Source organism: Mariniflexile sp. HMF6888 (assembly GCF_044335535.1).
In the GTDB taxonomy this organism is placed as follows: Bacteria; Bacteroidota; Bacteroidia; order Flavobacteriales; family Flavobacteriaceae; genus Mariniflexile.
Genome location: NZ_JBIQVZ010000010.1, coordinates 39,229 through 65,179, shown reverse-complemented (window position 1 = coordinate 65,179; position 25,951 = coordinate 39,229). Strand labels below are relative to the sequence as shown.

Below are 25,951 nucleotides of genomic sequence, written 5' to 3'. Positions count from 1 at the left end.
ATCATAATAGCTATTAAAAACTGTGGTTTTTAGCATTAAGCTTTTTTCACGTAATCAAAAATAATTTTTTTAAACATACGAAAATCCTTATTAAATCTATATATTCTTTCCTTTAAAATACCATGTTCTTCTCTATAGTTTCCATCCGACAGTCCTTTTCCGCCTTTTTCTATTTTAGAAAGTAAACGCTCGTGTTTCATGATTGAATCCTCTATATCACTAAAAAGATCGACATGTATTTTATCCAATTCCTGTAACAGTTTAGTATACTCATTTTGACTTTCCTCTTTTGATTCTTTCATTTTTAAAAGACTCTCAAAAAAACGTGCTTCATCTTTCCAAAAGGCAATCGTCTCAAGCCATTCTTGACTTTCAAAATGCAAAGTATCTAATCCTGTTCCTAATAATAACTTAATTTTTGGATTTGATTTTTTAGTTTTCATCTGTTTATATTTATTATTTTCAACTTGGTTAGATGGAGCGCCCTTAATAATCATCCTCGTATGTGTAAATACCATTCTCATGGGCGTTTCATAATGTTTTACTGGCTCATTTACTTCTTGTTAAATACCTCCTTAAAAATTAGTTCTTGCATTTAAACTTAATTGATTTTACCTCCATTTTTGTTACTCCTAATTATTACAATTTATTACAATCCATCGATAATAAACTTATGGTTAGAGATTGTACATCCTCCTATAAACAGCGGTAAATTCCATGATTGTAGCCACATAATAAAATTCCACAAAAGTTCAGGAAAACAAAATGATATTTATCAGTTGATTTAAATATGGACGTCTAAAAATCAGTGCTTTAAACAAAATAAAAGTAATGATTTACTTTATGAAACTGATATATACCTCTATGTTTAACATGATATATAGTTTATAATTTGTAGTTAAAATTTAAGACAAACGCTGTCTTAATAATGAACTCAAACATTAACCTGAAGATGTTTTATGTGCTTTTTTTAATAGTTGTTTCACCTCATTATCATCTACTTGGTCAAAATCTTGATAAAACTGTCCTACTGACTGAAAATAATCTGGAACTAAAGGACATATTACTTCATCAACAAAAGTTGAAGCCTGTAATTTTTTTATGGCATCATTTGAAGCTACAGGAATGGCCACTACAATTTTATTTGGTTTTTCATCATGAAGCATTTTAATAATGGATAGCATGGTATTTCCTGTGGCAATACCGTCATCCACAATAACTAAAATCTTCCCTTTTAATTGCAATGGCTTTCTATCTTCATAATAATAAGTATAGCGTTTTTTCAACAAACTTCTGATGTTTTTTATTTCTTCATTAATATATAATGGAGATATATCTGCTGCTGCATCACTTAAAACACTGTTTTTTAAGGTTACTGCTCCAATAGCGTATTCTTTGTGCAAAGGATGTCCGATTTTTTTAGACAAAACAGCTTCCAAGGGCAGGTTTAATTTTTCACTTATAATGAAACCCAACGGTATGCCTCCTCTTGGTATTGCCAATATAATAGCATCCGTTTTACTATACTTTTCCAATTTAACAGCCAGTAGTTTACCAGCTTCATTTCTATCAGCATACATTGTTTTACTTTTTTAAGTACTTATTAAACCATTTTGTTGACAGAGCAGCAACCTCCTCCAATTTTCCAGGTTCTCCAAATAAATGAGTAGCACCTTCAATAATTTCAATCTTTTTGATGCCACCAAGTTCAGCGTATGCTTTTTTATTTAGCTGAATCACCACGTCATCGTCACCTCCAACGATTAAAAGCGTAGGCGCTTTGATTTTATGTAATGCAGACATTGCTAGATCAGGCCTACCTCCTCGAGAAACAATCGCCCTAATTTTATCTTCCAATTGTGCTGCAGCATAGAGGGCTGAAGCAGCACCGGTACTGGCTCCAAAATATCCAATGGGCACATCTGTCAACCCTTCATATTCCAACATCCATTGGGTAACCTTTGCCAAGCGTTGTGAAAGTAAATGGATGTCAAATCGGTTTTCATAAATCAAATCCTCTTTTTCGGTTAATAAATCGAAAAGTAAAGAAGAAAATCCTCCAGATTGAAGATGCTCCGCTACGTAATTATTTCTGCTGCTTAATCTGCCACTACCACTGCCATGCGAGAAAATAACCAATCCTTTTTGTTTATCGGCAATCCTTAATCTTCCTTTTAATTGGACATTGAGTACTGGAATATCTATATTTTTAAAAGAAGTTGTTGTTTTCATAAATTTAAATTAAATAGTCTTTGCTTGATTTCTTACTCAATCAATTCTCTTAACTCAGTTTAATTCTTGGAATCATGATAACTTTAGACTTTATGGAATTGGAAATTAAACAAGCAGCTTCCGATTTTTGTAAGATCCGTGATGCTCTTTCTGTGTCTTTAGCATTGACAATTGTAACTGTGGGTTCTAGAATAACCTCGGTAATTGAATACTTTCCTTCAATTTGTTCTAGTTTGCCTTTTGATTTACAGTTGAAACTTGAAAACTCCAATTTTGAATTTTCGGCAATAGCCAAAAATGTAGTCATAAAACAACTGCTTACTGATGCTGTAAACAAATGTTCCGGCGACCATATTCCCGGAATTCCTTTTGAAAACTCAGGAGGTGTTGCTACTTCAATACAATTCTGGGTGTCGATATTTAATTCAGGCGAACACATAATACCTTTATGTTTCTGACTCCAGTTTACATCTACATTGTAATAATGTGCATCCATGTCGCAGTGATTTCAATTAAGGGTTTCATTGCTTTCTTTTTTGTAGAAATCCCAAAAAATCATCAAATCACAATTGTTCATCCTTAATAGTAATTTATTCCTTAACTAATCAAATGTATTATCTTAATGTAAATTCTAAAATGATAAATATCATTTTGCCCATTCCTGAAGTTCAATACATTAGTCTTTTATAAGAAGTGATTTAAATGAAAATCTCATTGGAAAGAAAAAATCTGTACGGCTATATCATAAATAGCATTGTGGTTATAGCACTTGGTATTATCTATTGGACACAGATGGATTTTACTACCAATAGATTGTGGCATTGGATTTCATTAACATTAGCAATTCTCACCTTGGGAATGTTAACCACCGTTTTTTTTATTCTAAAAGCACAGCTCAAAGCAAAAAGACAATCGGAAGAAGAACTTCTTAAAAACCAAAAATTATTACAATCAATAATTAGCAATACGACCAACGCTATTTCGGTAAAAAAAATAAATGGCGAATATATATTGGCAAACGAGAAGTATCAATCGATTATAGAATCTCCAGAGAAAAGTTTAATAGGTAAAACAAACCATGATATCCTTCCAAAAGAAACTGCAGACAGATATTTTAATGCCGATTTAGATGCTGTAAAAGCAGGAAAAGAAATTCAAATAGAAGAAGTTTTTGAGCAGTCTGATGGTCCACATACTTATTTGTCTGTGAAATTCCCTTTGTTTGATGCCTCAAACAGAGTCTATGCAATTGGAAGTATTTCTACAGATATCACCCAAAGAAAGGCTATAATGGAATCGCAAAGGGCTGCAGATACCTTTTTTAATATGTCCATAGATAGTTTGGTTATTGCTTCCAAAGACAGGTTCATAAAAGTAAATCCATCTTTAAGCAAGCTTTTAGGATATAGCAATGAGGAGCTTTTAAATAAACCGTTTGCTACTTATATCTACCCTGAAGACATAACAATAACCGAACAGGCAATCGAAAAACTTGAAAAAGGAACAGATCTAGTAAGTTTCAAGAACCGTTGGATATGTAAAGATGGTACCATTAAATGGCTGTCCTGGAATGCTACCGCTGATATAAGTACGGGAATGCTATATGCTATTGCTAGAGACATTACTGAAAATTTAAAACTTAAAGAAGAAGATGAAAAAATGATGAATGAGTTATATGAAAGTCATCAAAAACTGAATATGATTCTAGAGAATATCAGTGATGGTGTACTAGTCGCAAATACCAGCAAACAGGTTCTATTGGCTAACGATGTAGCCAATGAACTTTTTGGCATAGAAGACGACTCCAAGATTTCCGTCGATTTTTCTAATCATTTTAAAGTTCTTTATCCAAGTGGAGAGAAAACATTTCCAGTTCAAAACCTTCCTGCCGAACTTGCTTTGGCTGGTGAAGTTACCGATGATATCGATGTATTACTACAAAATAAAAAAACCAATGAAATGCGGAGGGTTTTATTAAGCGGAAGACCTATACTTGACAATGAAAATCACATAGCCGCCGTAGTTGTTACCATTAAGGATATAAGCAGATATAAAAAGCTTGAAGAAGAATTGGAAAGAAAAGACCAAGCATCAAGACCCTTGATTGGTTTTAAAACTTCACGATCTAAAAAAAAGAAATAGTGCCATAAATTGCCTAGCCCGCATAAATCATTGAAGTGACATGTACATACAGTATAGGGCTCCACAATTAAATAGCATCATCCGATAGTTCTTTCGGATTTAAAGGCGTCATTAACTGTTGTTCCTCAAGAGCGAAAACAACAAGGTTAACATATTCATTGATAATTTCTTCCACGTTTTTCGGGTCGGTTATATCGATGTACCCTTTCCATATCAACTCCCTTTCTTTGGTAGAGCAAATGCAATACATGCTAGTTTCAGTGTGGTATAATTTGTAATTCTCGTAATAGTCTGGGTTATAGTAAATGTCCTGATACATAAGGTATTCTTCCTTGAATTTTTTATAGGTTGCATCAAAACCATCATAACTTTGTTTATATCTAACCTTATTATCCACACCTATTACTTTTGTAAGTAAAATGGTATCAAACCCCTCTCCCAACAACTTAGTCTCCAAATCGTCCATCTGAGCTTCGTTTATTTTATCGGTCATCATAGATGGCCCAAAGAAAACCATGCTCGTAATTGCTTCTGACCCTCTTAATTCAAATTTCTCTTTTAATTGATTTTCAAAACCTTGTCTTGCATTAGCGTTTGAGGTTACGCCTATTATTAATACTTTGGTAGGATAATAAGTTGATATTTCTGGGTTTTTCCAAGAATCCACAAGTTCTATGGAACAACCAAATAATGATAAAAATGATATAGTAGAAATTAATGATTTCATCTGTTTATTTTTATTTTTTAATTGTCAGATGGAACACCCTTAACAATCATCCTTGTGTGTGTGAATGCCATTCTTATGAGTGTTTCATAGTCTAGATTTTTATCATTTTTCAAGCAAACGCTGTTGTTTTTCATTTTTTAGTATATTTTTAATCGCTGTAAAGAGTTGGGATTTTAATGATTGGTAGTCTTTTGAAAATTCACTAACCAGAACGATAAGATTTTTATGTTCCTTTTTATAGTTCTCCTCCTCTTTTGGCTGATTAACGCCATCTACCATTATTTTAAGTTCATTGCTATGAACCTTAATAGTTTTAATAAGAGAGCTATTTCTTTTTTCAGAATGTTTTATAGCATCTATAATGTGTTGATATTTAGAGAATTTTTTGGTGTTAATTATTTGAAGGGTATATGTTTTTACTAAATCTTCAAAGAATAGATGTTCGTCTTTTATAAATTCCAATTCAGATAGCCAGTCTTGTGTGTGTTTATGCATTTCTTCAGCATTGAACCATTCTACATACTTTGCTTTAAGTGGTGCGTTCATGACATTTTTTTTTGACAAGGCAGAAAGTAATTTTCTCAAATCACTTTCTGCCATAATTAGACTTAAAGAATTTCGATTTTCTTTTTAGGCATGGTTTTGGATTCTTCTTTTTTAAGAAGATTTAATTTTAAGATACCATCATTGTAACTAGCCTTCACTTTTTTATCGGCATTAACGGTTTCAGGTAACTTTAAGGATCTTTTAAAAGAGTTGTAACTAAACTCTTTGCGAGTATAATCATCATCTTTTTCCTCTTTTTCCATACTTTTTTCACCACAAACATGAAGCATATCACCTTCAATGCTTACATCAAAATCTTTTTTTGAAAATCCAGGGGCTGCAAATTCAATTTCAAAATCTTTATCATGTTCCTTAACGTTCATTGCTGGCATGAAACTGTCATCTTCCAATAAATCGTCGTTAATAAAGGGGTCATAATTTAAAAGACTTCTCAATCCGCCATTATTCCATGGGAATAATCTGTTTCTGTTGTTAAATTTTACCAGTGTCATAATTTTATGTTTTTTAATTAAACCTTGTTATAGAACTCTTCTTGACTTTTTTGATTGAAGTGAAAAATACCCTTTGCGTAGACTGGCTCACTCGCTAAAATAACCCGCGGGGTTACTTTATACGCTTCGTCCTATTCCAGATTTTAGCTTTTTAGCACTTCATAGCAGCACTACGGAGTAAAAAACAGGTGAAATCTAGGATAAAAAGATCATTTTACAACCAATTGAAAAAAGTCAAAATGAACTCGTAGCATAAATTTACAATACTAAAATACTGGGGGCAATGATAAATATCAGTTAAGCAATAAGATTTCAATACATGATGACCATGAAATCGTCTTTAATTTTTAAATGATTATTTTTTCCACATCGGATAGTTTGGGTACACTAACATCCCAATGATACACCTCTTTAATTTTCACTCTTAGGGCATCCAAAGCCGGTGGTTCACCATGAATAAGGTATACTTTTTCAGGAATGTTAATGATGTTGCTCATCCAATGAATCAATTCTTCCTGATCGGCATGTGCAGACAGGCTCTCCAGATGTTTTATAGTAGCTTTAACGGGATAGTACTTTCCAAATAGTTTGATTTCGTGAACACCATCCAATAATTGTCTTCCACGAGTGCCTTCTGCCTGATATCCAACCATTAAAACTGTTGTAGATGAATCATCAATCAACTGTTGTAAATAAGTCAATACACGTCCACCTGTAACCATGCCACTTCCAGCTATAATGACTTTAGAACGTTTGTCATCTATGGTTTCCCATGTTTCTTTATAGGATTGCACAATGCTTACATGATGGCTCATGGCATTTATATCGGAACCTGAAAGTTTGTGCCATTTTGGGAAGCGATTGAAAAGCTCCAAAACGTTACTTCCCATGGGGCTATCCATGAAAATGGGTATGTTTGGTATTTTGTTCTTTTTATACAATTTCCAGAGGATGTACATGAGAGTCTGAAGGCGCTCAACTGCAAAACTTGGAATGATTAAATTGCCTTTTTTGTGAACGGTATCAATAATTATTTCCGAAAGTATGCTCTCTACATCTTCAGACGGATGAAGTTTATTGCCATAAGTACTTTCCAAAAAAAGGAAGTCTGCCCATTCGGGTCTTTTTGGGGCATCCAACAAATAATCATTGGCTCTTCCTATATCACCGGAAAACACAAAGCGTTTGGTATGGATATCCATTTCAATAAATGTTGCCCCAAGAATATGTCCATTATATTGAAATCGATACGATATATGTTCTGATAAATTAATCCATTTATCTTCCACTTCAACTTGAAACATTTGAGCTGTTTTTTCGGCCTCCTTTACGGTGTAAAATGGCAATGCAGGATTGTGCTTGGTATAATTTTCTTTATTAGCTTTTTCTGCTTCTTCCTCTTGAATTTTTGCACTGTCTCTTAAAATGATTTCCGCAATGGCCAAGGTAGGTGCTGTTCCTATTATTTTTCCCGTAAAGCCCTGTTTTACCAAACGCGGTAAATACCCCACATGATCCAAATGCCCATGGGTGAGCAAAACCAGATCAATAGTGCTAACATCAACAGGAAGGTCACACCAATTGAGTTCTCGAAGCTCTTTAAGTCCTTGAAACATCCCACAATCAATTAAAATATTTTTTTCAGAGGTTTCAATTAGAAATTTTGATCCGGTGACCACTCCAGATGCCCCCAAAAAATTAACCTTTATATAATTGTCCATAGCATCAATGTTTACATAGCATGTTTATCTCTTTAAGGATTTTTGCTTTTCGGATGTCGGAAACTCCTAAGTGATCCAGAAAAAATACATCATCTATTAAATCCCTACAGAGTACAACATCCCTGCTTAATAAAAACTGCTTTTCGCGACCACTCAATAAGGTGGAAACAGTTATAGGATATAATCCCAATCGGTCTATACGATCTCTTAAACCATCGTTTTTTGGATAATCCCAACTCAACAAATACAACCCTATACATTTACCATATTGCAACGCATCTTCAGTAAACCGTGTGTTTGTGACCAGCCAGCCTTCATTAAGCACTGTATCATGTGGTTTTGAATCCCAATACGACTTGATATCTTTGTAACGTGAAGCAATGTATAGAGGTACTTTAACATTGCAATTTCTTCCTTCTTCACTATGAAATTTACATTCAATTACCGTAGTGGTACCGTTCTTACTAGCTACTACATCGATTTCATGGGTCACGCACTCACCTTGTAATATTTCACCAACAAGGGTTTGATACCCTGAATATTTTAAAATAGTGCTTACAAAGCGTTCAAAAGGATACCCCGTGGGTCCCAACTCATAAATTGCCTTTTTAAGTTTGTACTTTGATGCCAGATAGCTTCCCTTTTTTTTGAGTAATGCAAACGCTCGGTTATAAATTTCTTTTGTAGAGATACCATCATATAATTCTTCCTGAACTTTATCTATAATTTGGTTTACTGTTTGATTGTCTGCACCAGATTTTCTTAATGATGTGTGCAGTTTACCCAGTGAAAACTTTACCTTCTCACCTGAAGATTTAACAACTTCAAAATCAGTTTCCATAGATCCTTGAAATAATGTTATAATAACAGCTCTATCTATTATTTAGATTCAAAGAAATCCCTTACCCATGCTACAACCTGATTATCGGTCATGCTATCAGTTTTTCTAATATCTTTGATTTTCATACTTACATTTTTATGGTTTTCTTCCAGCTCTTTTGCGAATTTTTTATAGGTTTCCGCAGGACCAAAAATGACTAATGCATCCGTATCGTTTATCTCTTGCGTTATATCCTTGAAATATGATTTGAACTGTTGCTTTTCTCGTTCTAGATATTTAATATCCTTAACGATTTCTTTTGCACCTCCAACATGTCTATTTGCCGTAACATTATAATTATCTATATCAGAGTGGATTACTTTCATGGTTTCCTTATCGTTTTCTAGATTAACAATAAGTGCTCTGCTTTTATCTAACCAAATACCTGTATTTTTCATATGTAAATATTTAGCCCCCTAGCCCCCGAATGGGGAAACTCATCCTGGTTCTAAGGGTTGTGTTTAATTGTTTATTCGTTTATTTGTTAATTCTGAATTCATAATTCATAATTCTTCCAATCATATGGACACGAGCAATAGCGAACTGGCGAAGCAATCGCTTTGCTTTCATTGGTGTTTATCTCACAAATTTTATTTTCATTGGTGTTCGATGATTATCAATTGTGTTTCTAAATCATGCCGATTTCATTTTCCTATAATTTTAATTTCTTAAATCATGCATCACTAAAATGGGTACTTTTAAATCAAAACTGATTTCTTTTACCAATGGACGTGTAAGTATGCTTCCGAAAAAGGCATGCTTTCTATTGATAAACGCTACCATACCACTTTCTCTGCTTTCAACAAAACAATTAATAGCAGAGGGAACAGATATATTTCTCAAAGAATGGAATGAATGGTTTACATCTTCAAAATATTCATCTAAAAGTTCTTTTCCATTCAATTGCTCTTCATTCAATTCCTCTTCGCCAGCAACGTGTAATACTTTTATTGAGGCTTTACATCTTTGAGCTATATCGATTAAATAGCTTAATTCCCGTTTTTTAAAATGTGTTTTGTAACTGGTTGGAAATACAATTTCCTTTGGCAATTGTATTTCTGCTAATTCGGGAACCACTATCACAGGACAGTTTCTCACTTTCTCCATAATACTAACGGCGGTGCTTCCAAAAACATTGCCTCTTGCTTTTGTTTCGCCTTTGGTACCCATAACAATGAGTTCAATATCTTTCTCCTCTACGACATTTTTAATGGCCTCCAAAGGATTGTTAAACAGCGATATGGTCTGAAAGTTATGTTTTGGATCTCCTTTCTCCCCAAAAGCAAAAATGTTCAAAAGTTTTGCTAATTCGCTTTCTGAGTTTGTTTTCTCTGTTTCATACATATCACTTCCCGGCACCATGTTAGCAATGCTATAAATATTTTTTGAATCGACAGAAAACACATTGAGGAGATAAAATATACACGCCTCATTCTTATAAAGTTCCAAAGCATAGTGGATAGCCTGCAAAGCATTCGTTGAAAAATCTGTTGGTAATAATATCTTGCGTTTCATCTGTTTGTATTTATTATTTTTTTAATTGTCAGATGACATGCTCAAATATCATATCCCGAAAGCTTTCGGGAGGTTTTTGACATATTTGTTAATGGGCATTTCATGAGTTTATTTTTTTGATTATATAATCATTGTTTCCTATAAAAATTTTTACAATTCACTGCAAACACAGTGATAATGGATTTTTAAAGAGATTACTGATTTGTTGTGACCTAGCTTTTTGTAATAATTAATCTAAATAATCTTCCGAATTTTCTATTGTCTATTCTCTATTCTCTATTTTCTATACCAGCTCACTCTGGTATTACCAATACGGGAACTTTTGGGTGGAAAGCCAGTTTCTTTATCACTGGCTCATTGATTATGGTTTCTAAAAGACTGTGCTTATACTTTACCATAGCAAGCATCTCTATTTTGAGTTCTTCAATAAATGTTGTAATCGCTTCTGCTTTTTTTGTGTAATCGGGCAACCAATGAAAACTGCATTCATAATCGACCAGATAGTTTTCAAGCATCGCCATATTATACTTTTGAATACTTGACAATTCTTTTTCGGTACTAATATGTACGACTCGAATTTTAGAATTGAATAAATCTGCCATATTTTTGAGTGCCCTTAATTCATCATTGTAAAAGCGATTGTAATCCGTTGGAAATGCTATTTGCTTTGGCGCAATGAAATCATGTTCATCTGGAACAATTAAAATTGGGCAGTTTTTAATCTTGTTAACGACTTTTACTGTATTGCTTCCAAACAAATAATCAATTGAACCTGTTGCTCCCTTAGTTCCCATAATAACAATATCAATAGCATTTTGTTTAACTGCTTCATTAACAGCATCCATTAGTTCCTCTTCAAATAAAAGCGTTTTGAAATCATGGTTGGCATTGGCATTGGCAATTTCTGTCTGGTCTTTTAGATCTGCCAATTCCTTTAATGCTTGCTCTTTTAACGTATCGACATAATGCGTGGTAATATAAGTTCTGGATACAGGATTTAAAATATATCTGGAATGCAAAAAATAAAAGGTACAAAATTCGTCTGCATATAATTTTAAAGCATATACAATAGCGTTCCAAGCATTATCGGAAAAATCGGTTGGCAGTAAAATATGTAATGTCTTGGTTTTCATGACTCGCGATGTGATTTAGAAGGAATTACCAAAAATGGAATATTCAAATGAAACCCTATTTGATTGATAGTATTCTTAAAAAATAAATTTTCAAAAAAAGAATGTTTATTGTTTATCATGGCTAACATATTGATTCTATACTTGAGCTGAAATTTAGTAATGGCATCTACTATCTCCATACTTTCAACATCATGGAATAAATAAGCTGTGCTTTTGAACATATTTTCTAATACCAGTTTATGACTCTCTTGTGTTTCTGTTAAATCATAGCCTGTTGAAACATGCATGGCATTTATTCTTGAATGGTGCATTACTGCAATATCTACCAGAAGGTCTAAGGATGTTTTTTGATAATCAACATCAAGATCGGTTGGAAACAGAATCTCTAAAGGTGATTCATATTCAAAATCTGATGGAATGGCTAGAATTGGGCATTTTATATTTTTAAAAACCTGAACGGTATTTGAGCCTAACAATACTTCTTTGGCTCCTGTTGCCCCTTTTGTACCCATAACTATAAGGTCAATATGGCGTTCGTCAATCAATTCTTTAATACCAAGAACCAAAGTATCAAACCTGGCAATCGTCTCAAATCTATGGTTTGTATTATTTTTAAATTCCTTAGAAATTCGGTCCATAAACCTGTCCAAACCCTGCAATGAAGCCTCTCTTATGGCATCTCCCAAACCGAATTGAGCTGGATATGCCAACACATACTCTACATGGTAAATAACGGGGATATACGTGTTAAACAAATGAAATGTACATTCATCATCTTTATAAAGTTTTATTCCATATTTGATGGCATTCCATGAATTATCTGAAAAATCGGTGGGTAAAAGAATATTTTTCATAACCAATAACTTTTTAATGTATTTATATCTACCGTGTTGCGTTTTGCAGCGCCAAAAGTGGTATTTTAAGGTCCACACTTACTATATCTATGTTAGAAGGAAACAGCATATCCTCTAAGAATGAATGTTGGGTATTCACCATAACCAACATATCTATGGCATGAGTCTTTATATAATTTTGAATCGTTTCAGTTATTTTTTTACTGTGCTCTATGTGAAAAACAATCTTGGTTTTACAGATGGTTTCTTTTATAAAAGCTTGGTTATCTTCTTGTCTAAGTGATAATTTATCGCTTTTCGAAATATACAATACATCTATAATGCTTTTATTAGATACGGCCAGATCACATAACAATTTTAGTTCGCGATGTTTGTATGGAATTAGATAATCGGTTGGAAACAAAATATGTTTTGGCTGTGTATTGGTATAATTTGAAGGAATCGCCAAAACTGGACATTTCACGTACTTCAAAACCTGAAAAGTATGGCTTCCAAATATAATATGTCGCTCATCAGACTTTCCTTTCGTACCCATTACAATCAAATCAATCTTTTTAGAATCCGCAATGAGATTAGCTTCGTCTACCAGCGTATTGTAAGCAGATATGGCGTGAAAAGTGAACCTAGAGTTTGACGTCATTTTTTTTACAGTCTCAAGAAGATTTTCAAGACTTTTTTGCGATTGGTTCTTCACTTTTTCCAAAATATCATCAAAAACCTCACGGGACGCCAACTCTTCATGATTATAAAAGTCATTTTGATAGGCATGCATAAAGAAAAAATCAACCTTTTGATGTTTAAAAAATTCCAATGCATATTTGACCGCATTCATTGAATTTTCAGAAAAATCTGTAGGAAGAAGTATAGATAGCATCGCATATACTTTTTAGGATTTCAGATAAATTTAAACTGTTTTTTAGATAGAAACTATGATATATATCAGATAAAATCAATTAGCAATCTGTACTATTATTAAGACTACATTTTTGAAGTATCTGGTGGTCTTTACTGCCATAGCGATAAATCGTGATACCTTTCAGTTTATATTCCCATGCCATCCTATAAATATCAGAAACATCTTTAACACCAGCATCTTTAGATAGATTTATAGTTTTTGAAACGGCATTATCAGTGAATTTCTGAAAAATCTTTTGATGCAACAAATGGTACTGCCAAGATATTTCCAAACTTGTTTTAAATAAAGACTTTATTTGTGGAGGTATGCTTTCTACTCCCTGAATACTACCAGATTGGTAGAGTTGCTTTTTCAAGGCATCGGTCCATAGATTCAGCGCCTTCATTTTTTGTAGAAAAACACTATTTAACTCTGTTTGTTTTTTTCCTCCTAAGATGCCAACTCTTTTATAAGCCAAGGCAAACAAGGGCTCAATCGAATAGGATGTGTTTGCAATAACCGAAATAGTCCCTGTAGGTGCCATACTATTACAGGTAGCATTTCTCATTTTGTAATTTGGAAAAAAAATGCTTCTTTCCCATTCTGGAAATGAACCTTTTTCCATGGCTATTGCTGCTGAAGCCTTATAGCTTTCTTGTTTAATAAATTCCATAAGTTTTTCACCTAAAGTGAGTGCTTTATCGGATTCATAGGGTATTTCCAATAAAATGAGAAGTTCTGCCCATCCCATGACTCCCAGTCCGATTTTTCTATTGGATTTTGTTATCGCCTCCACTTCTGGCATTAAGTAATGATTTACTGTAACAACATTATCCAAAAATCGAATGGCAATTTGAATGATAGAAGCTAATTCCTCCCAATCAACCTCATATTTATTATTGACCATACGTGTCATTTTTGAAAGGTTGATTGACCCTAAATTACAACTTTCATAATTCAACAAAGGCACTTCACCACAGGGATTTGTACAATTTATATTTCCCTGTTTAGGTGTTGGATTTGCGGCGTTTATAGCATCCAAAAAAACCAATCCAGGATCTCCTGTTTTCCAAGCTTCTTCGACAATCAGTTGCCATATTTTTTTTGCTTTGAGCGTTTTCTCTATGTTAAGTGTACGAGGGTTTATAAGTTTCCAGTTAGAATCGTTCTCAACAGCTCGCATAAAATCGTTTGTGATACCTACGGAAATATTAAAATTCTCAATAGCTTTTTTACTGGATTTTGATTGAATAAACTCAATAATGTCAGGATGGTTGACATTTAAGATCCCCATATTGGCTCCACGCCTTTTGCCTCCTTGTTTTACATATTCCGTGGCAGCATCATAAATTTTCATAAAAGCAACTGGACCAGATGATGTACCGCTTGTGGAACTCACCAAATCATTTTTAGGTCGCAGCTTCGAAAAATTAAACCCAGTGCCTCCTCCACTTTGATGTATCAAAGCTGCATGCTTTAAAGTCGTAAAAATACTTTCTAGGCTATCCTCTATTGGTAAAACAAAACACGCACTTAATTGACCGTTTTTGCAACCTGCGTTCATTAAGGTTGGTGAATTTGGCAAGAATTTAAGCTGACTCATAAGGTCGTAAAACATATTTTCCCAATCGACAACACGCTCCTTTTCGCAACTTGCAACAAATTTGGCCACTCTACGAAAAAGCTGTTCGGGATTTTCAATAAGGGCTCCTTTGCTATCTTTTAGTAAATAACGGTCCTCAAGAATTTGTATGGCATTTTTGGTCAATATTTCCATATTAAGAGAGTTTAAAGCATTGTTTTTACCTCCCCCCCTTACAATGACTATTTTATCTTAGAATGGTATTTCTATAGTTATTTATTGTTTTATAATCCATTCTATATTAATAATATCACTATCTATTTTGTCCGTTATATAGCAGGTAAATAGTTAGAGAACTCTACTTTTACCTCCACCATCTTCAAGTAAAAGAGAAGCTCCTTTTTTGTTTTCTTCGAATCATATACAAACTTGTCAAGTCCCGCCCAAACCATAAACCAGCCCGCAGGTTCAAACAAGACCCGCAGCATGTGTGTGACATACTGTTCTGACCCAACGAATGAAATATAGCTCGCAATAATCATACAAATAATGCCGGACACAGTTAATATAAAACCTCTTCTATTTGTTTTCCTGATATCATCACCAAGTTGCCCAGCCATCATTTGAAAATGTTCATGTAGACGCTTTGCAATCGTAGCCTCGTCTTGCTTACTTCTCACCTGTTCTATCAATAGGAGGTTTAATTTGGATAGTTTTTCACCCTTTTTTCTAACCATTTTCTTTACCTGAATAATAAAATCATCTGAAAGTGTTCGTTCTGAATAAGGCATGGGGTCAAAATCAGAAAATAAATCATCGTAGGAATCAATCCATATACTTACTTCACTCGGCTTTGATGGTGATTTTTTGTAAGTTTCAGCTTCCTTACCCTTGTAGATAATTTCCATGATAATAAAATTATGTGAATACTAAAGTCAATTTTTAGCGTTATACTGGCTTAGAAGAGCAGAGTATGCTCTTCGTTACCTTGTTGTCTGCCCAACGCCCTCAATCTCCTTATATGTGAAGTAAATGCATCAATTAATGTTGGTTTAAGATTATATGTTAGTCCAAAATCACGTGCAGTTTGTTCTACAATAGGTGCCATTTTTCTATAATGGATATGGCAAATATTAGTAAACAAATGATGTTCTATCTGGAAATTAAGTCCACCTATATACCAATTTAGAAAAAGGTTATTTCTAGCAAAATCAGATGTAGTCAGTAACTCATGAACGGCCCATGTATTTTTAATAACACCTTCTTCGGGAAGAGGTTGTTCTGTTCCTTCCACCACATGCGCCATCTGAAAAACGGTACTCATAATCATTCCAGCAGTTATGTGTAGGATAGCAAAACCTACCAATATTTGCCACCAGATAAAATCTGTTAATAGCAGTGGCAGACCAATAATAATAGATACATATATTGCCTTTGCTATTATAAGTTTAACGATTTCAAGGGGCGGTTTGCGGCCTTGTTCTTTGGTTAATCCTGCTTTATTAAATTTTACCAATTGCCCAAAATCTGTAACCAGCTTGGATAGTGTCATAAGCCCATAAAAAAAGAAGGCATAAACATGCTGGAACCGATGAAATTTTTTTAATGGTGCATGCCGGCATAAACGTATGACTGCTTTTGTTTCAATATCCTCGTCATATCCATAAATATTTGTAAATGAATGATGAAAAATATTGTGCTGAACTTTCCAATTGAATGTATTGCTTCCAAGAAGATATATGGTAGAAGCAAATAAATTATTTACCCATTGTTTGCTGGAAAAAGCACCATGTGCCGCATCGTGCATCACCGACATGCCTATACCTGCTTCACCAACACCCATTAGTATAACAAGCAATACTACCAACCATATATTCATTGGGGTAGTTAAAATAAATACAAATGGTACAATGTAGATAGACAACATGATGATTGCTTTTACAAACATCATTGCATTTCCTTTCTTGGAAATTCCTTTTTCTCTGAAGTAATTATTAACGTTTTTTCTTACTTCCGTTCCAAATTCTTTTTGATGTGAATCATTGGAAATAAATTTTACTGTTTTCATTGTCTAATATTATTTTATAGTGAACAAAATATGAAAAAACGATTTTTATGAAAAATTAAACATAACTATTGAACTACCCATCCGCCATCAACCACCATGGCATGTCCTGTTACAAATGATGCTTCATCCGAACACATCCATAACACGGCATTCGCAACTTCTTCTGGTTGTCCGAGTCTCCCTATGGGTTCCATTGCTGCAAACTGCTCTTCAGCTTCTTTTTTGTTTCCAGTAATCCTATCAATCATGGGCGTTTTAATTGCACCAGGGCAAACGGCATTCACCCTTATCCCTAACTTTGCATATTCTAAAGCGGCGGTTTTCGTTAGCCCAATAATACCATGCTTTGAAGCTACATAAGCTGGTAAACCAGAAAAGCCCACCAACCCTGCAATAGATGCCGTGTTAATAATGACACCTTTGCCCTGTTTTTGCATTTCGGGAATTTGATTTTTCATGCAAAGCCAGATACTTTTGAGGTTAACACCAATGGTTTTGTCCCAATTTTCTTCGGTACATTCATGCGTCATTGCCATGATTCCTTCAATGCCCGCATTGTTGAATGCATAGTCTAGGCGACCAAAGGCACTAATCGTTTTCTCTATCATTGTTTTTACATCCACTGCTTTTGATACGTCACATTTGATAAATATGGCTTCTCCTCCCGAAGATTTGATGAGATTGAGTGTTTCATTATCCTCTACCCAATCTACAACAGCTACTTTTGCTCCTTTTTTTGCAAATGCAATGGCTGCAGCTCTACCGATTCCGAATGAGCCTCCAGTTACGATGGCTACTTTATTCTTAAATTGTGTTTCCATTATTATTTATTGTTTTACTAATTCACGCTCTGCATCTATAATATTTTCAATTCCCTTGATCAAAGCATCAGGATTAAATGAAATACTATCTATTTCTTCTTCTACTAAAAATTTGGCAAATGCAGGAATATCACTTGGTGCCTGTCCACACAAACCAACCTTAATTCCTTTTCGTTTTGCAGCGCGAATCGCTTCTCTTATCAATCCTTTTACCGCAGGATTTTCTTCACTGAATAAATAACTAATTAATGCTGAATCCCTGTCTAAACCTAATGTAAGTTGAGTCAGATCATTAGAGCCTATGGAAAATCCGTCAAATAGTTTGGCAAATTCATCTGCTAATATGACATTACTGGGAATTTCGACCATCATATAAATCTCCAAACTATTTTCTTTTTGAGTCAATCCGTTGATTGCCATTTCTGCAATTACTTTTCGTCCTTCTTCTAAAGTTCTGCAAAATGGAATCATTAATTTAACATTGGTCATACCCATTTCATTACGTACCTTTTTCATGGCTTCACATTCCAAAGCAAATCCCTTTCTGTAAAAATCACTGTAATAGCGAGACGCCCCACGGAAACCAATCATTGGGTTTTCTTCATGTGGCTCAAAATACATCCCTCCAATTAAATTTGCATATTCATTGCTCTTAAAATCACTCATGCGGACAATCACATCTTTTGGATAGAACGCTGCTGCCACCATGGAAACTGCCTCGGCCAATTTATCAATGAAATAGTTTTTTCCGTCTTCATATTCTTTTGTCAATTCTTTTAGTTCCTTCTTCACCTGTTCATCTTGTATTTTCTCTGGTTCAATGAGTGCCAATGGATGTACTTTTATAGCATTCGAAATGGCAAATTCCAAACGCATGAGTCCAACTCCTTTATTGGGATAATTACTAAGCTCAAAAGCGCGGTCGGGATCGGCAAGAATGAACATGGGAGCAATGTCCGGCATAGCCAATTGACTAAAATCCTGTTCCGATATTTCCATTTTTAAAATTCCTTCGTATACATGTCCTTCTTTTCCTTCTGCACAAGAAACGGTGATTTCTTGACCATTCTTAATGACCTCTGTTGCATTACCACAGCCAACCACAGCCACTGTTCCCATTTCTCTTGCTACAATAGCGGCATGACTGGTTCTACCTCCTTTATTAGTAACAATGCCTTTGGCTTTTTTCAATACTGGATCCCAATCAGGGTTTGTAATATCGGTTACCAAAACCTCTCCTTTTTGCAATTGATTTCCGTCCCGTGGATTCAAAATGATTCGAGCTTTCCCTGTTGCTATTTTATCGCCTAATGCAATTCCTTTGGTCAGTAGTTTTCCCTTTTCTTTAAGCGTAAAAATCTCACGTATTTGCTTTCTCCCTTTTCCATGAATAGTTTCCGGTCTTGCCTGAACGATATATAACTGATTAGTTAATCCATCTTTCGCCCATTCAATATCCATTGCCTTTCCATAATGTTGCTCAATTTTGTAACACCATTGAGCCAATTGAATAACTTCCTGGTGTGTCAATGAAAATTTATCCTGCTTTTCTAAAAGGGTATCCCTATTTATAATTGTTTTTTCTGCTGATACGCTTTTAGTCTTATCCACATACACCATTGTATATTCTTTCTTGCCACAACGACTTTTTAAAACAGGGTTTAAATGATTATTCAAAAGTGTTGGTTTAAATACAATCCACTCATCGGGTGTAATTCTACCCTGAACAATATTTTCTCCCAAGCCCCAACAACTATTAATGATTATGGCGTTTTGAAATCCACTGTCCGGATCAATTGTAAATGCCACACCCGAAGATGCCTTATCGCTTCGCACCATTTGCTGAACGCCAACCGAAATAGCGATGTCCATTCCTGTAAAACCCATGTCGTGGCGATACTTTATGGCCCTATCGGTAAATAAAGATGCATAGCAAAGATGTACCGCTTCAAGTAACTGTTTCTCTCCACTAATATTTAAAAAAGACTCCATGCGTCCTGCAAAACTGGCAGTAGGCAAATCTTCAGCGGTGGCACTACTCCGAACCGCGACATCTAAATTTTTAATACCACAATCGTTAGAAAGTTTTTTATATGCTTCATTGATTTCATCAATAATTTCGGTTGGAAATGTTCCAGATAAAATCAAAGTTCTTGACGTTTCTCCAATGATAGCAAGATTTGAATACTGTTTTGTATCTAACGAAAACAATAAATCATTTAGTTGTTGCTCAATCATATTGTGTTCGAGAAATAAGCGATAGGCATCTGCTGTTAATGAAAAACCATTAGGAGTGTTAATCCCTTTAGGGTTTAACTTATTGTACATTTCGCCAAGCGAAGCATTTTTTCCGCCAACTTTTGCAATATCAGAAATACTGATTTGATCAAAGAATAAGATGCGATTTGTACCTTTCATTATTACTTTAATTGGTGGTGTGATTGGAATTATGTTTATAAAAATTTATATCTTCATAGTTTAATCACAATATAATTCTATCCTTGTATGAAGTTAAATGTATTCACATAAATCAATAACATCAATGATATATGTCATTTAAAAATTGAATTTTATTCATCAATTTTAATCCACATAACATATTAATCTCAAAATCAATGATTGTCCATGATTTTTCTAAAAACAATTCTATTTTAAATCAGTTCATGTCTGAATTAAGGGATATTGATATACAAAAAGATGCCATGCGCTTCAGAAAGAATATTGAGCATATTGGTGAAGTATTAGGATATGAATTGAGCAAAACATTACATTATAAAAATAAAGATATTAAAACACCTTTTGGGAGCAAGACGATGGCCGTATATGATGATCAACTTGTTGTATGTTCAGTGTTAAGGGCTGGCCTAACTTTGCATCAGGGATTATTAAATTACTATAACAAAGCTGAGAATGCATTTATATCGGCCTACAGGGACCACAGCAATAACAGTGATTCTTTCGAGATTGTTATTGAATATCTTGCATCACCATCACTTAATAACAAAACCTTGATTTTATGTGACCCTATGGTGGCATCTGGAAAAACCTTGGTAAATGTGCTGAAAGCTTTTAAACAACATGGGGTGCCAAAACAAATACATATAGTCGCAGTTATAGGCTCAAAAACCGGGATAGAATATATCAACAGGATATTTCCTAAACACACCCATTTATGGATTGCCTCCATAGATGACAAGTTAAGTAATAGAGGTTATATTATTCCTGGTCTTGGTGATGCTGGTGATTTATCCTTTGGAATAAAATTATAAGGATTGTTGAATCAAAAACGGAGAAGTTAGATATTTCTCCGTTTTCGTTGTACATTCAATTTTATCTTGTAACCTTTTCTAATCGCTAATATTCCTTCATTGCTAAAGAGAATTTAGCTTTTCAGTTAAAAAACAACTTTGAATGTCTTTTTGTAGATATTTTATATTTATTATGAAATTTAACAGTTAAAAAACAGGAAGTCGAAACTCCCTGTTTTCCCAAAACATTCAATGATGCTATCTAACATGCGGTTTTCAGCAATTGAACATTATCACTAATGATCAAATGGAGGTTTTCCTGTTGTATAACAGCTTCGAACATCTTGTTTCGACCTTGACATCTTGCAATGGCAAGGTCTATGCTTTTTAAAAAACAGGAAGCCAAAGCTTCCTGTTTTCCGAAGAATTTAAGTTTATCAATTAACATTAAAAACAAACAGTATTATAACTCTATTGCTAAAGGGCAACTGATAATGTTATGTTAAGTAATATCTCCAAATTCTTCTTGAAGGCTAAAAAATCATACGATTTATAGACTTCATATATTTTAAATGAGAAAGAACGCTTTTATTTATGATGCTAATTTACTATACCAATATGGGTTTAAAAATGATATATATCAGTTTGCAAAAAAAAAAAAAACGACACTAGTTATCCTATAATAGTATAAAAGAGGCTGTCTAAAAAGTTCTTTAAATTTAATTTGTCAGGTTGAGCTTGTCGAAACCGATATTGATTACCAGTAAGTTAAAATATTTCGATAAAGCCTGTGCTGAGCTTGTCGAAGTGCTCAATATGACATAGAACTAGACTTTTTAGACTGCCTCCTTCTGATTAATAGCTTATTATTTAAGGATTTTCATTCTAAATCTTTAAATAATATTATAAAAATATAGAGGAGATATGTTTAATGAAATGATTATTATCAGTTTAAAACTAATAAAGTACAATACCATATGACTGATTCAAGAGGAAGAGTCCCGTTAGAAATAGCAAAATATAAATAACTTGTACTAACTTAACATTTATAAAATTCAGCCAGATTACTGTTCTTTTAGGTATAATAAAAAGTGCCAAACCTATAAATAAAGATGACCATCCAATAAGTGTAATTATTAAGACCCATGATGGACTCCATATATTATGGAACAATATATTCAACAAACCCACAATGGTTGCCAAAAGTGATGAAAGAATAAGAAATTTTTCGTCCTTTAAATCTTCAAATACTTGTTTAATCCTAATGGGATTGAAAGTCAAAATCACAAAAAATATGATAAGGTACCAACCCCAGAATTTTGCTAAAAAAAGTGATACGTCCATAGATATCGTTTTATGAGGTCAATAGAAGCTCAATTAATAGATGAATCCAGAACAAAGCTATTATTTATGTATTAAAATTATCATGATAATTATCAGCTTAAATGGTATAAACTATTCATGAATTACTAAAAATGGAATATTGGTATGGTAACTTATCTCTTCAACTTTGGAATGGAATAAAATTTGTTGAAAGTAATTTAAATTTTTTGCCACCATGGCAATCATATTAATATCCCTGCTTTGTACAAAACATTCGATAGCATCTTCAACACTTTCATTGGTAAGATTATAAAAACGCACTTCAAAATTACTGAAATAGTCCTGGATTAAATCCTTGTTATCTTGCTGACTTAAATTAAATTTTTCATGTTTATGACCAATATGCACTACTCTTAGGCTTGGATGATGCATCTCTATGATTTCATAAATAGGTTTTAGGAGATTAACGCCATAGGTTAAAAAATAATCTGTGGGAAAGGCTATTTCGTTCAGGTTAGTAAACGTCGCATTTTCTGGCACTATCAAAGTCGTGCACTTTACTTTTTTTATAACATCTGCGGCATTGCTTCCAACAATTAATTTCTTTAGACCGGTAGCTCCTTTGGTTCCCATTATAATCATGTCGATTTTCTTTTCATCCACATGCTTACGAATGGAGTCTATAAAAAACCCATAATCTGTAAGTATAAAAAAATGGTGGTTTTTATTAACAGGAAATTCTTGGGATATCCGCTTCAAAATTTTTCTTAATTGTAATTTAGATGGCTTTATAAAGGTCTTTTCAATTAAATCTTCGGTATCCATATAATATGAATCTTCTGTTATTGCATAACTCAATGTATTGACATGCAATAAATAAAAAGTGCAGGTTGAACCCTCAAAAAATTTAAGTGCATATTTAATGGCATTCCATGAGTTTTCAGAAAAGTCCGTGGGCAGTAAAATGGTTTTCATCTGTTTATTTTTATTGCTTTTTAATTGCCAGATGGAACGCCCTTAATAATCATCCTCGTATCTGTGAATGCTATTCTCATGGGTGTTTCATATCATTTATATTACATCAGTACCTAATTGCTTAGTAGGTGCTTAACAAATATATAGGGTTGGGTAGCGTCCTAAAATGATTTCCATCATGTTTAGGAACAATGACTGATGGTTATTAAATATCCTGAAGTTTTTGAAGGTTCAAAATTTTAATATTTCTTCCTTCAATTTCAATAAGTCCCGCTTTTTTAAAATTAGTCATGGCCCTAATAAACGTTTCGGTTGCAATGCCAGCAACGCTTGCCAAATCACTTCGAGAAATTTTAATGGGATCTTCTGGTTTTCTGTTCATTTTTTCTGCAAACTTCAAAATAGCTGTTGCGGTTTTCCTATTTACAGAACTGTAAGCCATTTGCAACAATTGGTCTTTGACGTCTATAAGGTCGTTAGTAAGTAGCTGAATAAGCTCCAAAGTGACCTTATGGTTATTATCGAGAATGTTTTTGAGTTGGTCTTTTGAAATACCAACCAACTCTGTATTCTTGACAGCCGTTGCAGCTTCCTGATAGGGAATATTTTGAATAAATGATGTATATCCAAACAAATCGTCTGCTTTATATAAGGCAGTTATAAGCTCTTTACCTTGTTCATCTAATTTATGGCATTTTACAACACCCTTAATAACCAAAAAGATATGATTGGAATTTTGTCCTTCTCTATAAATGGCTTCACCTGCCTGAAACTCAAATGCCTCCCCATTATCATCAAAAAAATTTTTAAGATCGTTGAGCGTTCTGATTTCATCATTCTTATCAACTTTTTCCAGAATATCTTTATTCTCCTTTAAAATAGCACCCTTTGCCAAACGACTTTCAATGGCCATTATAAGATCTTCTTCATTAAATGGTTTGGTGATATAATCATCTGCCCCAAGATTCATTCCCAAACGTACATCCTTTCGATCCGTTTTTGCAGACAAAAAAATGAATGGTATAAACTTGGTATTTTCATTTTTTGAAAGCAACTCCAAAACCCCATAACCATCCAATTCTGGCATCATAATATCGCAAACAACAATATCTGGATGCTGTTGGATGGCTTTTTCAACACCTACTTTACCATTGGAAGCCATAATGACTTCATAACCTGATAACTCCAGTATTTCTGCAGTGTTTAGCCTTAATGAGACATCATCTTCTATTAATAATACTTTCGTTGTCATGAGGCATTATTTGGTATGGTTAAAATAAACGTTGATCCTTTATTTTCCTTACTTTTAAAGGTTATTGTGCCACCTAAATTCTCTATATGGGACTTTGCGATATTAAGACCAATTCCCGTTCCTTGGATTATTAAAACATTTTCTGCCCTAAAGTAACGATGGAATATATTCTTTTGGTCTTTCTTTGGAATTCCAATACCAGAATCTATAACTTCAAAAGTTGTCTTGGATTCATCTTGCTTGATATTTAAATGAACAACCGTGTTCTCTGACGAATATTTGATAGCATTATGCACTAGATTGGACAGGGCCAACCCTAAAGCCTTTTCATCTTGTACCAAGGATATATCTTCTATTTTTTCAGGATATTTAATTTGTTGCCCTTCCTTTAGCAACATGTTGGCATTGTAAACAACTTCATCAATTAATTTACTCAATCTAAAGGGCGTAAACTTGTAATTTATTCTTCCGGCTTCCAATTTTTCAATAGACAAAAATTCGTCCAGTATATTATTTAGATAATTCACTTTATCTGTAATCATTTTAATATGTTTTTCCCTTTTGTCTTGATGCTCTTGAAATGAATATTTACTTAAAAGGATGCAAGAGGTTAATATAGTGCTCAATGGTGTTTTAAATTCGTGGGAAACAAGAGATAAAAATTTGGTTTTCAATTCGTTAATATTTTTTTCTTGCTTGAGTGAGGCTTTAAGTTGCTTTGTCCTTAACTTAACCGTTTTTTCTAATTTTTGGGTGTAGTTTCTTTGCTCTGTTATATCTAGAGTAATAGCCACAAAGACTTCTTTCTCTCCTAAAATTGATAATTCCAAATTCACATACACAGGATATGTGGTTCCATCTTTGCGTTTATGGATCGCCTCAAATTCAATTTTGTCTTTACTTTTTTTGACTAAAGGCTCTGTTAGTTTTCTTATTTTTTTCTCATTAAATTCAGGTTTAATATCCATGAGAGTCATTTCTTTTAATTCACCCAACGAATAGCCCAGGTTTTTTTGTGCGCCATAGTTGGCATTGATGAATTTTAGCGAAATCGAATCAAAGACATAAATTTCGTTTAGTGAATCGTCGAATATTTTAGATAGGTAATTGCGTTCTTGTTCGACTTGTTTGCGCTCTGTAATGTCAATGATAAGAACCATTATATAGGTTTTATCGAAAATTGTAAAAGGATTCAAACCGACCTCAACAGGAAATTGATGACCATTTTTATGCAATCCGAATAAATCATGACCATCACCCATTTTACGTTTCTCACTATTTTTATAAAAACCCTCGAAATAAGTATTATGTTTGGAGTGGTAATTTTTTGGGATTAATGTATTTAATCCTTTTCCTTTTAATTCATGTTTGTTATAGCCAAACATAGTATCGGCAGAAATATTTGTGGAAACAATGTTCCGATTTGCATCTACAATAACAATACCCTCTGAAACCGCATCAGATAAAATTTTAAAAATATCCTTATCATCGTTAAACATTTGTTTTTCAGATTAAAAAGAGTTAT

At 33.7% G+C, this 25,951-nt stretch carries 24 protein-coding genes; 2 read left to right on the top strand and 22 right to left on the bottom strand.

Going from position 1 to position 25,951, the window contains the following annotated elements; all coding sequences use genetic code 11:
* Positions 1-35: 35 nt before the first annotated feature.
* From ACGLWY_RS16695 to ACGLWY_RS16680, 4 genes are all read right to left on the bottom strand, one after another.
* The gene (locus tag ACGLWY_RS16695) at positions 36-443 is read right to left on the bottom strand and encodes a hypothetical protein (protein WP_396620813.1); all 408 of its coding nucleotides are present in this window, start codon (positions 441-443) and stop codon (positions 36-38) included.
* A 498-nt stretch (positions 444-941) separates the two neighbouring features.
* Positions 942-1,580, bottom strand: a complete 639-nt coding sequence (locus tag ACGLWY_RS16690; protein WP_396620812.1) for a phosphoribosyltransferase — start codon at positions 1,578-1,580, stop codon at positions 942-944.
* 4 nt (positions 1,581-1,584) lie between these two features.
* A complete protein-coding gene (locus ACGLWY_RS16685) occupies positions 1,585-2,232 on the bottom strand; it encodes a dienelactone hydrolase family protein (RefSeq protein ID WP_396620811.1) in 648 nt (215 codons plus the stop codon).
* A 49-nt stretch (positions 2,233-2,281) separates the two neighbouring features.
* Positions 2,282-2,728 (bottom strand): OsmC family protein, encoded by a 447-nt coding sequence (locus ACGLWY_RS16680; RefSeq protein WP_396620810.1) that lies wholly within the window; start codon positions 2,726-2,728, stop codon positions 2,282-2,284.
* A 206-nt stretch (positions 2,729-2,934) separates the two neighbouring features.
* Here ACGLWY_RS16680 and ACGLWY_RS16675 point away from each other — a divergent pair, with 206 nt between their 5' ends.
* A complete protein-coding gene (locus tag ACGLWY_RS16675; RefSeq protein ID WP_396620809.1) occupies positions 2,935-4,374 on the top strand; it encodes a PAS domain S-box protein in 1,440 nt (479 codons plus the stop codon).
* 67 nt (positions 4,375-4,441) lie between these two features.
* On the opposite strand, the gene ACGLWY_RS16670 is transcribed toward ACGLWY_RS16675, so the two are convergent.
* From ACGLWY_RS16670 to ppsA, 15 genes are all read right to left on the bottom strand, one after another.
* Positions 4,442-5,101, bottom strand: coding sequence for a hypothetical protein (locus ACGLWY_RS16670; RefSeq protein ID WP_396620808.1), 660 nt, complete (start codon positions 5,099-5,101; stop codon positions 4,442-4,444).
* A 102-nt stretch (positions 5,102-5,203) separates the two neighbouring features.
* On the bottom strand, positions 5,204-5,701 hold the full coding sequence (locus ACGLWY_RS16665) for a hypothetical protein (protein ID WP_396620807.1): 498 nt from the start codon (positions 5,699-5,701) through the stop codon (positions 5,204-5,206).
* Between the two features lie 8 nt (positions 5,702-5,709).
* The gene (locus ACGLWY_RS16660) at positions 5,710-6,159 is read right to left on the bottom strand and encodes an Hsp20/alpha crystallin family protein (protein ID WP_396620806.1); all 450 of its coding nucleotides are present in this window, start codon (positions 6,157-6,159) and stop codon (positions 5,710-5,712) included.
* Positions 6,160-6,506: 347 nt separating this feature from the next.
* A complete protein-coding gene (locus ACGLWY_RS16655) occupies positions 6,507-7,880 on the bottom strand; it encodes an MBL fold metallo-hydrolase RNA specificity domain-containing protein (protein WP_396620805.1) in 1,374 nt (457 codons plus the stop codon).
* 4 nt (positions 7,881-7,884) lie between these two features.
* The gene (locus ACGLWY_RS16650) at positions 7,885-8,721 is read right to left on the bottom strand and encodes an ATP cone domain-containing protein (RefSeq protein ID WP_396620804.1); all 837 of its coding nucleotides are present in this window, start codon (positions 8,719-8,721) and stop codon (positions 7,885-7,887) included.
* Positions 8,722-8,759: 38 nt separating this feature from the next.
* Positions 8,760-9,158 carry a hypothetical protein gene (locus tag ACGLWY_RS16645; protein WP_396620803.1) on the bottom strand — a complete coding sequence of 133 codons (399 nt, stop codon included), beginning with the start codon at positions 9,156-9,158 and terminating at the stop codon, positions 8,760-8,762.
* A 262-nt stretch (positions 9,159-9,420) separates the two neighbouring features.
* Positions 9,421-10,275 (bottom strand): universal stress protein, encoded by an 855-nt coding sequence (locus ACGLWY_RS16640; RefSeq protein ID WP_396620802.1) that lies wholly within the window; start codon positions 10,273-10,275, stop codon positions 9,421-9,423.
* 293 nt (positions 10,276-10,568) lie between these two features.
* A complete protein-coding gene (locus ACGLWY_RS16635) occupies positions 10,569-11,408 on the bottom strand; it encodes a universal stress protein (protein ID WP_396620801.1) in 840 nt (279 codons plus the stop codon).
* Entirely contained in the window at positions 11,405-12,262 is an 858-nt protein-coding gene (locus ACGLWY_RS16630) for a universal stress protein (protein WP_396620800.1), read from the bottom strand. The genes ACGLWY_RS16635 and ACGLWY_RS16630 overlap by 4 nt, the downstream gene beginning before the upstream one ends.
* A 28-nt stretch (positions 12,263-12,290) precedes the next feature.
* A complete protein-coding gene (locus ACGLWY_RS16625) occupies positions 12,291-13,136 on the bottom strand; it encodes a universal stress protein (RefSeq protein ID WP_396620799.1) in 846 nt (281 codons plus the stop codon).
* 79 nt (positions 13,137-13,215) lie between these two features.
* On the bottom strand, positions 13,216-14,934 hold the full coding sequence (locus ACGLWY_RS16620) for an adenosylcobalamin-dependent ribonucleoside-diphosphate reductase (RefSeq protein WP_396620798.1): 1,719 nt from the start codon (positions 14,932-14,934) through the stop codon (positions 13,216-13,218).
* 134 nt (positions 14,935-15,068) lie between these two features.
* Positions 15,069-15,647, bottom strand: coding sequence for a hypothetical protein (locus ACGLWY_RS16615; RefSeq protein ID WP_396620797.1), 579 nt, complete (start codon positions 15,645-15,647; stop codon positions 15,069-15,071).
* Positions 15,648-15,697: 50 nt separating this feature from the next.
* The gene (locus tag ACGLWY_RS16610; protein ID WP_396620796.1) at positions 15,698-16,807 is read right to left on the bottom strand and encodes a fatty acid desaturase family protein; all 1,110 of its coding nucleotides are present in this window, start codon (positions 16,805-16,807) and stop codon (positions 15,698-15,700) included.
* A 65-nt stretch (positions 16,808-16,872) separates the two neighbouring features.
* Positions 16,873-17,628, bottom strand: a complete 756-nt coding sequence (locus ACGLWY_RS16605; RefSeq protein WP_396620795.1) for an SDR family oxidoreductase — start codon at positions 17,626-17,628, stop codon at positions 16,873-16,875.
* 6 nt (positions 17,629-17,634) lie between these two features.
* A complete protein-coding gene (gene ppsA, locus ACGLWY_RS16600; protein WP_396620794.1) occupies positions 17,635-20,046 on the bottom strand; it encodes a phosphoenolpyruvate synthase in 2,412 nt (803 codons plus the stop codon).
* Between the two features lie 197 nt (positions 20,047-20,243).
* Here ppsA and upp point away from each other — a divergent pair, with 197 nt between their 5' ends.
* Positions 20,244-20,897: a uracil phosphoribosyltransferase gene (upp, locus tag ACGLWY_RS16595; RefSeq protein ID WP_396620793.1), complete on the top strand. Its 654-nt coding sequence runs from the start codon at positions 20,244-20,246 to the stop codon at positions 20,895-20,897.
* 1,434 nt (positions 20,898-22,331) lie between these two features.
* Here upp and ACGLWY_RS16590 read toward each other — a convergent pair.
* The 3 genes from ACGLWY_RS16590 to ACGLWY_RS16580 form a co-directional block, all read right to left on the bottom strand.
* Positions 22,332-23,174: a universal stress protein gene (locus ACGLWY_RS16590; protein ID WP_396620792.1), complete on the bottom strand. Its 843-nt coding sequence runs from the start codon at positions 23,172-23,174 to the stop codon at positions 22,332-22,334.
* Positions 23,175-23,379: 205 nt separating this feature from the next.
* Complete coding sequence (locus tag ACGLWY_RS16585; RefSeq protein WP_396620791.1) at positions 23,380-24,426, bottom strand: response regulator; 1,047 nt, start codon at positions 24,424-24,426, stop codon at positions 23,380-23,382.
* A complete protein-coding gene (locus ACGLWY_RS16580; protein ID WP_396620790.1) occupies positions 24,423-25,925 on the bottom strand; it encodes a PAS domain S-box protein in 1,503 nt (500 codons plus the stop codon). The genes ACGLWY_RS16585 and ACGLWY_RS16580 overlap by 4 nt, the downstream gene beginning before the upstream one ends.
* Positions 25,926-25,951 lie beyond the last annotated feature (26 nt).

What these genes read in the sequence shown, in the direction of transcription:
- ACGLWY_RS16660 (WP_396620806.1), bottom strand. Translation starts at nt 6,159, where the DNA reads ATGACACTGGTAAAATTTAACAACAGAAACAGATTATTCCCATGGAAT.
- ACGLWY_RS16695 (WP_396620813.1), bottom strand. Translation starts at nt 443, where the DNA reads ATGAAAACTAAAAAATCAAATCCAAAAATTAAGTTATTATTAGGAACA.
- upp (WP_396620793.1), top strand. Translation starts at nt 20,244, where the DNA reads ATGATTGTCCATGATTTTTCTAAAAACAATTCTATTTTAAATCAGTTC.
- ACGLWY_RS16610 (WP_396620796.1), bottom strand. Translation starts at nt 16,807, where the DNA reads ATGAAAACAGTAAAATTTATTTCCAATGATTCACATCAAAAAGAATTT.
- ACGLWY_RS16665 (WP_396620807.1), bottom strand. Translation starts at nt 5,701, where the DNA reads ATGGCAGAAAGTGATTTGAGAAAATTACTTTCTGCCTTGTCAAAAAAA.
- ACGLWY_RS16625 (WP_396620799.1), bottom strand. Translation starts at nt 13,136, where the DNA reads ATGCTATCTATACTTCTTCCTACAGATTTTTCTGAAAATTCAATGAAT.
- ACGLWY_RS16680 (WP_396620810.1), bottom strand. Translation starts at nt 2,728, where the DNA reads ATGGATGCACATTATTACAATGTAGATGTAAACTGGAGTCAGAAACAT.
- ACGLWY_RS16630 (WP_396620800.1), bottom strand. Translation starts at nt 12,262, where the DNA reads ATGAAAAATATTCTTTTACCCACCGATTTTTCAGATAATTCATGGAAT.
- ACGLWY_RS16640 (WP_396620802.1), bottom strand. Translation starts at nt 10,275, where the DNA reads ATGAAACGCAAGATATTATTACCAACAGATTTTTCAACGAATGCTTTG.
- ACGLWY_RS16690 (WP_396620812.1), bottom strand. Translation starts at nt 1,580, where the DNA reads ATGTATGCTGATAGAAATGAAGCTGGTAAACTACTGGCTGTTAAATTG.
- ppsA (WP_396620794.1), bottom strand. Translation starts at nt 20,046, where the DNA reads ATGAAAGGTACAAATCGCATCTTATTCTTTGATCAAATCAGTATTTCT.
- ACGLWY_RS16580 (WP_396620790.1), bottom strand. Translation starts at nt 25,925, where the DNA reads ATGTTTAACGATGATAAGGATATTTTTAAAATTTTATCTGATGCGGTT.
- ACGLWY_RS16645 (WP_396620803.1), bottom strand. Translation starts at nt 9,158, where the DNA reads ATGAAAAATACAGGTATTTGGTTAGATAAAAGCAGAGCACTTATTGTT.
- ACGLWY_RS16655 (WP_396620805.1), bottom strand. Translation starts at nt 7,880, where the DNA reads ATGGACAATTATATAAAGGTTAATTTTTTGGGGGCATCTGGAGTGGTC.
- ACGLWY_RS16685 (WP_396620811.1), bottom strand. Translation starts at nt 2,232, where the DNA reads ATGAAAACAACAACTTCTTTTAAAAATATAGATATTCCAGTACTCAAT.
- ACGLWY_RS16675 (WP_396620809.1), top strand. Translation starts at nt 2,935, where the DNA reads ATGAAAATCTCATTGGAAAGAAAAAATCTGTACGGCTATATCATAAAT.
- ACGLWY_RS16615 (WP_396620797.1), bottom strand. Translation starts at nt 15,647, where the DNA reads ATGGAAATTATCTACAAGGGTAAGGAAGCTGAAACTTACAAAAAATCA.
- ACGLWY_RS16605 (WP_396620795.1), bottom strand. Translation starts at nt 17,628, where the DNA reads ATGGAAACACAATTTAAGAATAAAGTAGCCATCGTAACTGGAGGCTCA.
- ACGLWY_RS16635 (WP_396620801.1), bottom strand. Translation starts at nt 11,408, where the DNA reads ATGAAAACCAAGACATTACATATTTTACTGCCAACCGATTTTTCCGAT.
- ACGLWY_RS16650 (WP_396620804.1), bottom strand. Translation starts at nt 8,721, where the DNA reads ATGGAAACTGATTTTGAAGTTGTTAAATCTTCAGGTGAGAAGGTAAAG.
- ACGLWY_RS16585 (WP_396620791.1), bottom strand. Translation starts at nt 24,426, where the DNA reads ATGACAACGAAAGTATTATTAATAGAAGATGATGTCTCATTAAGGCTA.
- ACGLWY_RS16620 (WP_396620798.1), bottom strand. Translation starts at nt 14,934, where the DNA reads ATGGAAATATTGACCAAAAATGCCATACAAATTCTTGAGGACCGTTAT.
- ACGLWY_RS16670 (WP_396620808.1), bottom strand. Translation starts at nt 5,101, where the DNA reads ATGAAATCATTAATTTCTACTATATCATTTTTATCATTATTTGGTTGT.
- ACGLWY_RS16590 (WP_396620792.1), bottom strand. Translation starts at nt 23,174, where the DNA reads ATGAAAACCATTTTACTGCCCACGGACTTTTCTGAAAACTCATGGAAT.